Genomic DNA, 1,643 nt, shown 5'->3' with positions numbered 1-1,643 from the left:
AAGACGCCAGTCGAGACCGTCATCAGCGATTCGATCGACACCACCACCGCGACCCTCTCGGCCACCCCAGGCATCACCGAAGGCGGCGTGATCACTTACACCGTGACCCTGAGCAACCCTGCCCAGACCGCCGTGACCGTGACTCTGTCCAATGGCAAGACCATCACCGTCGAAGCCGGCAAAACCGTGGGCTCCGTCGATGTGCCGACAGCCGCTAACGACGTCTACAACAACGGCTCCACCGTTTCGGTTTCGATCGAGAAAGCCGAAGGCGGTAACTTCGAAGCCTTGGAGGCTGACAAGACGCCAGTCGAGACCGTCATCAACGACTCGATCGACACCACCACTGCCACGTTGACCGCCACCCCAGGCATCACCGAAGGCGGTGTGATCACCTACACCGTGACCCTGAGTAACCCGGCTCAGACCGCCGTGACTGTGACCTTGTCGAACGGCAAGACCATTACGGTCGATGCGGGCAAAACCATGGGCTCCGTCGATGTACCGACAGCGGCCAACGACGTGTACAACAACGGTTCAACTGTCAGCGTCAGCATTGAAAAAGCCGAGGGCGGTAACTTCGAAGCCCTGGAGGCTGACAAGACCCCAGTCGAGACCGTCATCAGCGATTCGATCGACACCACCACTGCCACGTTGACCGCCACCCCAGGCATCACCGAAGGCGGTGTGATCACTTACACCGTGACCCTGAGCAACCCGGCTCAGAGCGCCGTGACCGTGACCTTGTCCAATGGCCAGACCATCACCGTCGAAGCCGGCAAAACCGTGGGCTCCGTCGATGTGCCGACAGCCGCTAACGACGTGTACAACAATGGTTCAACTGTCAGCGTCAGCATTGAAAAAGCCGAAGGCGGTAACTTCGAAGCCCTGGAAGCTGACAAGACCCCAGTCGAAACCGTCATCAGTGACTCGATCGACACCACCACCGCCACGTTGACCGCCACCCCGGGCATCACCGAAGGCGGTGTGATCACCTACACCGTGACCCTGAGCAACCCGGCTCAGACTCCGGTGACCGTGACCTTGTCGAACGGCAAGACCATTACGGTCGAAGCCGGCAAAACCGGGGGCAGCGTCGATGTGCCAACAGCGGCCAATGACGTGTACAACAACGGCTCCACCGTTTCGGTTTCGATCGAGAAAGCCGAAGGCGGTAACTTCGAAGCCCTGGAGGCTGACAAGACCCCAGTCGAGACCGTCATCAGCGATTCGATCGACACCACCACTGCCACGTTGACCGCCACCCCAGGCATCACCGAAGGCGGTGTGATCACTTACACCGTGACCCTGAGCAATCCTGCTCAGACCGCCGTGACCGTGACCTTGTCGAACGGCAAGACCATCACCGTCGATGCTGGCAAAACCGTGGGCTCCGTCGATGTGCCGACAGCCGCTAACGACGTCTACAACAATGGCTCCACCGTTTCGGTTTCGATCGAGAAAGCCGAAGGCGGCAACTTCGAAGCCCTGGAGGCCGACAAGACCCCAGTCGAGACCGTCATCAGCGACTCCATCGACACCACCACTGCCACGTTGACCGCCACCCCAGGCATCACCGAAGGCGGCGTGATCACTTACACCGTGACCCTGAGCAACCCTGCCCAGACCGCCGTGACCGTGAC

1 protein-coding gene is annotated in these 1,643 nt (G+C 60.3%); it reads left to right on the top strand.

Translation table 11 applies throughout. The features are described 5' to 3' along the window. A partial coding sequence (locus ACQKPS_RS26735) for an immunoglobulin-like domain-containing protein (RefSeq protein WP_427606286.1) occupies positions 1-1,643 on the top strand: 1,643 nt, incomplete at both ends.

The organism is Pseudomonas sp. NPDC086566 (assembly GCF_050280885.1).
Classification (GTDB): Bacteria; Pseudomonadota; Gammaproteobacteria; order Pseudomonadales; family Pseudomonadaceae; genus Aquipseudomonas; species Aquipseudomonas vlassakiae.
Note: the sequence above shows the minus strand (reverse complement) of the source record. Positions and strands in the feature narration are given on the sequence as shown.